Consider the following 5342-nt stretch of genomic DNA (forward strand, 5'->3'; position numbering starts at 1 on the left):
CCCCAGAGACAAGAGCCAGAAGCAATGCTGTTATGCCTCTGTCAAAAGAAAGGTTTGAGTCTTATAAGAATATTGTCGGTGAGTTATTTAAGGAAACATCTTGGGAGAAACACGGAAAAACCAAAAAGGGTAAGGAATACCAAAGGCGAGATAAATTTGCATATGAACTATTGAAGGATCACGAAATTGAAGCCTTGGAGAGGTTAAGCCAGACACCAGAAGGGAGAAAGTATCTACTGAGTTTAGAAAGCTCATCGGTGAAAGGCAGAAAAAGACAGGAGTTTTCTCAAGGTGCTGGTGAAAACACTTATGATATAGCCGAGTATTATAAAAAGCAAGCCGAACAACTAGATCAAAAMCAAAACTCTCCTTTGACTAAAGATTKGCTGGCTACGGGAAGTAATGTTAGCTCCATGGAGTTTTGGTCAAAGAGAAAACTTACCAGCATGGAGCGTTTATTAATTGCCACCTATCAAGCTAAGTTGGGTCAGGCTAATGATGATTATAAGAACACTCCAGGGTATTTGCGCTATGAGGCTTTGCAAGCCAAGGGGGGGAGTGAGGAACATAAGGAAGCGATTTATAAAAAAGATACTGATGCTTGGGAGAAATTATTAAATATCAATGAGGGCAATAAAAAAACAATCCAGAAGCAACTCGCTGAAAAACTGAAAAAAGATGGCCAACAAATTACTGAAGATGAAGCGAAAGGTTACGTCGAAAAATCTCTGGCTATAGCCAATATAATGAGACGAGTTTTTACTGTGTTGCAGTATAACTTGGAATATTCAGATGATAAAAATGCCCAAGGAGAAGGGCAAAAAGAAAAACCGATGTATGCAAGGGATTGGAACAAGTGGACGAAGCAAGTGGCGGTGTCTCTGTCTCACGGAGGGCGGGTGAATATTGTTTTACCGCCAATTGGAGAAGAGCAACACGGTAAAAAACATAATAGATCGATGAATTGGCTGAGTTCGAGTAATGAGAAGGAAACTAAAGAATATTACGACAAACGTGACGATTTTGTGAATTGGCTTTTTGGAGTTCAAAAAGGTCATCATGCCCACAAGCGTAGCCAAGAGGATTTGGCTGGTACAGATTATCAAAAAGCAGAAGTTGGCACCCGTTTCGTTTCGACTCATGATGTAGAAATCAAGGAAGATTCTTTTAAGGAGTTAAAAGGCAACAATACCAGTACCGGGCAAAGTGAGGTTCACTATGGAATTAATCCGGCTCTNGGGGGGATTGGGTGAAACGGACTTGTCGGGTAATGTAATTTTACCGGATGGTAGTCACGGTCATATTTATATTTTCTATAAACCGCCAACTTCTAAGTTAAAAGGAGCGGTTTTGATTGGAGGAGAAACTTCGGAAATGGGTAAGAGAGATGTTTTTGGTAAGCTACATAATGCCTCGGGTACGAGTGCAGAATTTTCCCCAACTGGGACGGGTAAAGCGGCGAGAATTGGCAGTGAAATTGGTGGGATGAGAGTCGATCTATCAGGATTTAAGTCTCAAGCTGATATTGTTAGTATGTTTGAAGATGCGATGATCAGAGGTGTAGAACCTGGACAGCTTGTTGGGGAGTCCAAGCCAGAAGTTCGGGAGGCTTTGTTTGAATTGGGGCTAAACAAAAGAAGATTGGCTATCAGCGAGAAGGAGAATATTCCCGAAAACCCATAAGTTTAAGGTGGTGGTGGGATGGCGAGGGTATGAATGATTTTAGGCTTCCTGTACCAAAACAAAGGGTTGGATAATTAGGGCATTAAATTGTTTAGTCTGATCGCCATTCCAATCGGAGATTTGCTGGGGAGAAGGTTTATAAATCTGTTGTTCACTAATCCAGCGCTGAACGTCAGTAACATGGTCCTCGCTAATGGCGACACCGACATCTAGTAAATCCAATTGGCGATCGACTACGACGACTGCATCTCGTTGTACATGGGGAATTAACCATTCCCACTGTGCTTGATCAATGTTGGCGGCTAATTGTGCTTTTAATTCTTCCATGATTTGATTAGTTGTTGTACTGCGAAAACTCAGCGCCCTAAATCGTGCATAGCATTAATTATTTGGGCGCAATTATGAGCGATCGCCTCTAGTTCCTCGCGCTTACTGGACTTGGGGGGGTCCATAGGTTCACCAATTCTCACGGTGACGGGAACTGGTCTGGGTAAAGCAGAGCCTTTGTTAAAAATAGCATGAGTTCCCCAGAGACAGACAGGAATTAGGGGAACCTGTGCTTTGGCTGCAATTAATGACGCGCCCAATTTCGGGTCTGTGATGCGACCGTCGGGGGTGCGAGTTCCCTGCAAAAATACACCAGTGGCCCAACCTTCCTCTAGGGAATTGAGAGCGGCTCGGATCGCATTGCGATCGCCAGCACCCCGTTTAACTGGATAAGCGCCATATAGGGAAATCGCCTGTTTGAGGACGGGAACCTTAAAGAGTTCCTCTTTAGCCATAAATGCTACGGGTCGCCTGACGCAGTTGGACAGCATTGGGGGGTCAAAATCACTAGCATGATTACTAACTACGACAATGGGTCCGGTTTGGGGCATCCGTTCGGCATTATAAATGCGACCACGAAAATAGACATGGAGCATGGGGCTAACCACAGACCACTTAAACAGGTGGTAGAGGACTAAACTTTCGAGTGGTTCACGGTTTTTGACCACGGAAACTTGAGTGAGTAAGGGTGGAAACTGTGATCTAGCCTATCAGGTTTTGGCAGCAGTGGGGTGAAAAGTTATTCGCGAGCGATGACCTCTGCGAGGGTTTCTTCGAGGGTTGACAGGTCTACAGCCCCAGATAGGGTTTCCCCATTCATAACAAAAAACGGGGTCCCAGAAATGCCTATAACGCTGGCTAATTGCATATCCTGTTCAATGGCGGCGATCGCTCCATCACTGTTGCGATCGCGGTTAAATTGTTCTAAATCTAAACCTAGGGAAATGGCGATCGCCTCATATAGTGCCTCTCCTAGGTCATCCTGACCCTCAAAAAGAGCGTTTTGATATTCCCAGAATTTACCTTGTTGTTGCGCCGCCCAGGCGGCTTTAGCAGCCGGTAAGGCTTGGGCGTGAATTTGACTGAGGGGGAGATGCTTAAACACGAGAGTAACCTGGTCTTGGTGTCTGTCCATAAACTCTTTAATGGTTCCGTGGGCGCGACGACAGAAGGGACACTGAAAATCAGAAAACTCTACCAAAACAATTTCCGCATCCGCTGCGCCAAACGTGGGAGAATCACCAATAATCGCCCGTGGTTGGGTTTTCATTTGTTGTAAAAAAGATGATCGCGCTTGGCTGAGTTGGTTTTGTTGCTGTTGCTGATAGGCTTGTACGGACTCTAATATAGCTTCGGGATTATTGCGAATTACTTGTAAAACCTGTTGTTCAAAATCTGAAGATCCGGTAACTGATGAACAGCCGTTTACTAAAATTCCTAGGGTGCAGAACATAGTCACCATTAGGGTAGGTAATCGGTGTTTAAAAGAGTTTAGCATGAGTCAAGTTTTGCTGTTTTGATGGTGGCTATTATAGCAAATTTTATGGAAAATCTGGTAATTAAGCAAAGTTTAATTAACTCCCTGGGCTATGGATTAAGGGGACTTGATGCTGATTATATAGGTTCGGTTGATATCCCTCTGGCTCGTGTTCCCAATGGTAGCCCCATTCGTTATATATCGGCGATCGCTATTAAATTGGCTGCCATCAATTCTCAATCTCCCGTGGAAATTGCTAATTTAATTGTGGCTAATCAAGCTGATAAAATGGTGGATGATGGTATAATTACCACGGTGCTACCATCGGGAATGATTCAATTTGATATTACTGATTTGGGGGTGGTAAATTGGTTGGAAAATATCCGGCTCCATGGTTTACCAATCACTGCTCATTCTCCCGATAATCAGAGTTTGGATTCCGATTTGTTCCCGGTTCAATATATCCATGCTCGTTGCTGTTCTTTGTTGCGAATGGCTCATGGCGATCGCTTAATTTCTTTGGTGGAAACAGAACCAATTGTTACCCCTTCTATATGGCAATTAGCTACCCCTAGGGATATACCTTGGTTAGATGATTCCGGGAATTTGCGGTTAGTTCATGATGCGGAAAAAATGCTGATTGGCGAGTTAATTGATGGGGTCGATTTCTGGTATTATCCACCTAGGAAGATGGATGATAAAAAGGTAGCCATGAAAATCAGCGATAAATGCGATCGCTTTTTGCGCCAATGTCGTATTTGGGGAGAGGTTAAACTTCATCACCCCCAATTATCCCAAGCTAGACTAGGATTAATTATCGTCACACAGTCGATTTTGCGATTTGCACTGCAAGAAAAGTTGGGTATCATTGCACCTATGGAGTTATAAAGATTCCCTAGTCATGTCTCCGAAAATATGCTATAATTATCAACTGTCGTCAACTGTGATTAATTGATGCTATATCATGTAATTTACGATGGAAACTGTAACCTGTGCAGTAACTTAGTGCAACTGTTGGAAAATCTCGATCGCGGTGAACGTTTTAGTTATATTCCTATGCAGGATGAGGCAAAATTAGCACAGTTAAATATTACTCCCGAAGACTGTTTAATGGGGATGATTTTGATTGACGTAAACCAGCCACAACGACGATGGCAGGGTAGTGATGCCGCCGAAGAAATCGGCAACATTTTACCAGGTGGGGAGCTATTTGTCAAGGCTTATCGAGGAATGCCGGGGCTAAAATGGGCAGGCGATCGCATTTATGAACAGGTGCGGGATAACCGCTATCAATTGTTTGGAAAACGCCACCAAACCTATGAGTCTAATTATCCCAGTTGTTTGGGTAATAACCAATGCTAATTTTGGGGTTCTAAGAAAGTCTGAACCCGACCGATGGGGTCTAAAACCACCCTAATTTTAGCGATATTTCCATCTTCCATAGGCGAGACAAAAGGCTCATTTGCTGATGGTAATTTAATCTGTTGTAGCCAGTTAAACGAGGCTTCACCCAAGGGAGTGATACTGTCAATAGCACCCTGGGAATTGACTTGTAAACGATACTGCAATATTCTGTTTAAATTCTTGGGAGGATACCAATTTTTTACAAAATAACTCCGTACTTCCGCCACCTGGGGAATTTCATCAAATACCGTATTATTCAGGGAACGAATAGAGGCTATCCGAGGCTCTCGTTTAGTTAGCTGTGCAATTGGTTCCGCATTTTCGCTGTCTTCTGGGATATCCTGAACTGCATAATTTTCCGGGGTATCCGTTTCGGGAACTCTAGCATTTTGCAGGGGGGAAGGCTAATATTTACTGGTATTGTTCCTATATCAGATAGGGGAGTGAGAGG

The 5342-nt window shown here is 43.5% G+C and carries 7 protein-coding genes and 1 pseudogene; 4 read left to right on the forward strand and 4 right to left on the reverse strand.

Features of this window, described 5'->3' with window-relative positions:
• Positions 1-1253, forward strand: a pseudogene (locus tag B9T16_RS25380) (hypothetical protein); the annotation flags it as partial.
• Positions 1246-1683: a hypothetical protein gene (locus B9T16_RS25385; protein ID WP_410246069.1), complete on the forward strand. Its 438-nt coding sequence runs from the start codon at positions 1246-1248 to the stop codon at positions 1681-1683. The pseudogene B9T16_RS25380 and the gene B9T16_RS25385, both read left to right, overlap by 8 nt.
• Before the next feature lie 39 nt (positions 1684-1722).
• On the opposite strand, the gene B9T16_RS25390 is transcribed toward B9T16_RS25385, so the two are convergent.
• The 3 genes from B9T16_RS25390 to B9T16_RS25400 all read right to left on the reverse strand — a co-directional run bounded on the left by B9T16_RS25390 (position 1723) and on the right by B9T16_RS25400 (position 3508).
• On the reverse strand, positions 1723-2010 hold the full coding sequence (locus B9T16_RS25390) for a DUF2288 domain-containing protein (RefSeq protein WP_014277537.1): 288 nt from the start codon (positions 2008-2010) through the stop codon (positions 1723-1725).
• Between the two features lie 29 nt (positions 2011-2039).
• Positions 2040-2678 carry a lysophospholipid acyltransferase family protein gene (locus tag B9T16_RS25395; protein ID WP_006617083.1) on the reverse strand — a complete coding sequence of 213 codons (639 nt, stop codon included), beginning with the start codon at positions 2676-2678 and terminating at the stop codon, positions 2040-2042.
• A 71-nt stretch (positions 2679-2749) separates the two neighbouring features.
• Positions 2750-3508 (reverse strand): DsbA family protein, encoded by a 759-nt coding sequence (locus tag B9T16_RS25400; RefSeq protein WP_006617082.1) that lies wholly within the window; start codon positions 3506-3508, stop codon positions 2750-2752.
• A 21-nt stretch (positions 3509-3529) separates the two neighbouring features.
• Here B9T16_RS25400 and B9T16_RS25405 point away from each other — a divergent pair, with 21 nt between their 5' ends.
• Both B9T16_RS25405 and B9T16_RS25410 read left to right on the forward strand, forming a co-directional pair.
• Positions 3530-4375 carry a hypothetical protein gene (locus B9T16_RS25405; protein ID WP_006617081.1) on the forward strand — a complete coding sequence of 282 codons (846 nt, stop codon included), beginning with the start codon at positions 3530-3532 and terminating at the stop codon, positions 4373-4375.
• A 66-nt stretch (positions 4376-4441) separates the two neighbouring features.
• On the forward strand, positions 4442-4849 hold the full coding sequence (locus B9T16_RS25410; protein WP_035735182.1) for a thiol-disulfide oxidoreductase DCC family protein: 408 nt from the start codon (positions 4442-4444) through the stop codon (positions 4847-4849).
• Here the strand turns inward: B9T16_RS25410 and B9T16_RS25415 are convergent.
• A complete protein-coding gene (locus tag B9T16_RS25415) occupies positions 4846-5118 on the reverse strand; it encodes a hypothetical protein (RefSeq protein ID WP_410246070.1) in 273 nt (90 codons plus the stop codon). The genes B9T16_RS25410 and B9T16_RS25415 overlap by 4 nt on opposite strands.
• Positions 5119-5342: the final 224 nt, after the last annotated feature.

The sequence above is a fragment of the Arthrospira sp. PCC 8006 genome (assembly GCF_046480465.1).
GTDB lineage: Bacteria > Cyanobacteriota > Cyanobacteriia > Cyanobacteriales > Microcoleaceae > Limnospira > Limnospira platensis.

What these genes read in the sequence shown, in the direction of transcription:
- B9T16_RS25390 (WP_014277537.1), bottom strand. Translation starts at nt 2,010, where the DNA reads ATGGAAGAATTAAAAGCACAATTAGCCGCCAACATTGATCAAGCACAG.
- B9T16_RS25400 (WP_006617082.1), bottom strand. Translation starts at nt 3,508, where the DNA reads ATGCTAAACTCTTTTAAACACCGATTACCTACCCTAATGGTGACTATG.
- B9T16_RS25405 (WP_006617081.1), top strand. Translation starts at nt 3,530, where the DNA reads ATGGTGGCTATTATAGCAAATTTTATGGAAAATCTGGTAATTAAGCAA.
- B9T16_RS25410 (WP_035735182.1), top strand. Translation starts at nt 4,442, where the DNA reads ATGCTATATCATGTAATTTACGATGGAAACTGTAACCTGTGCAGTAAC.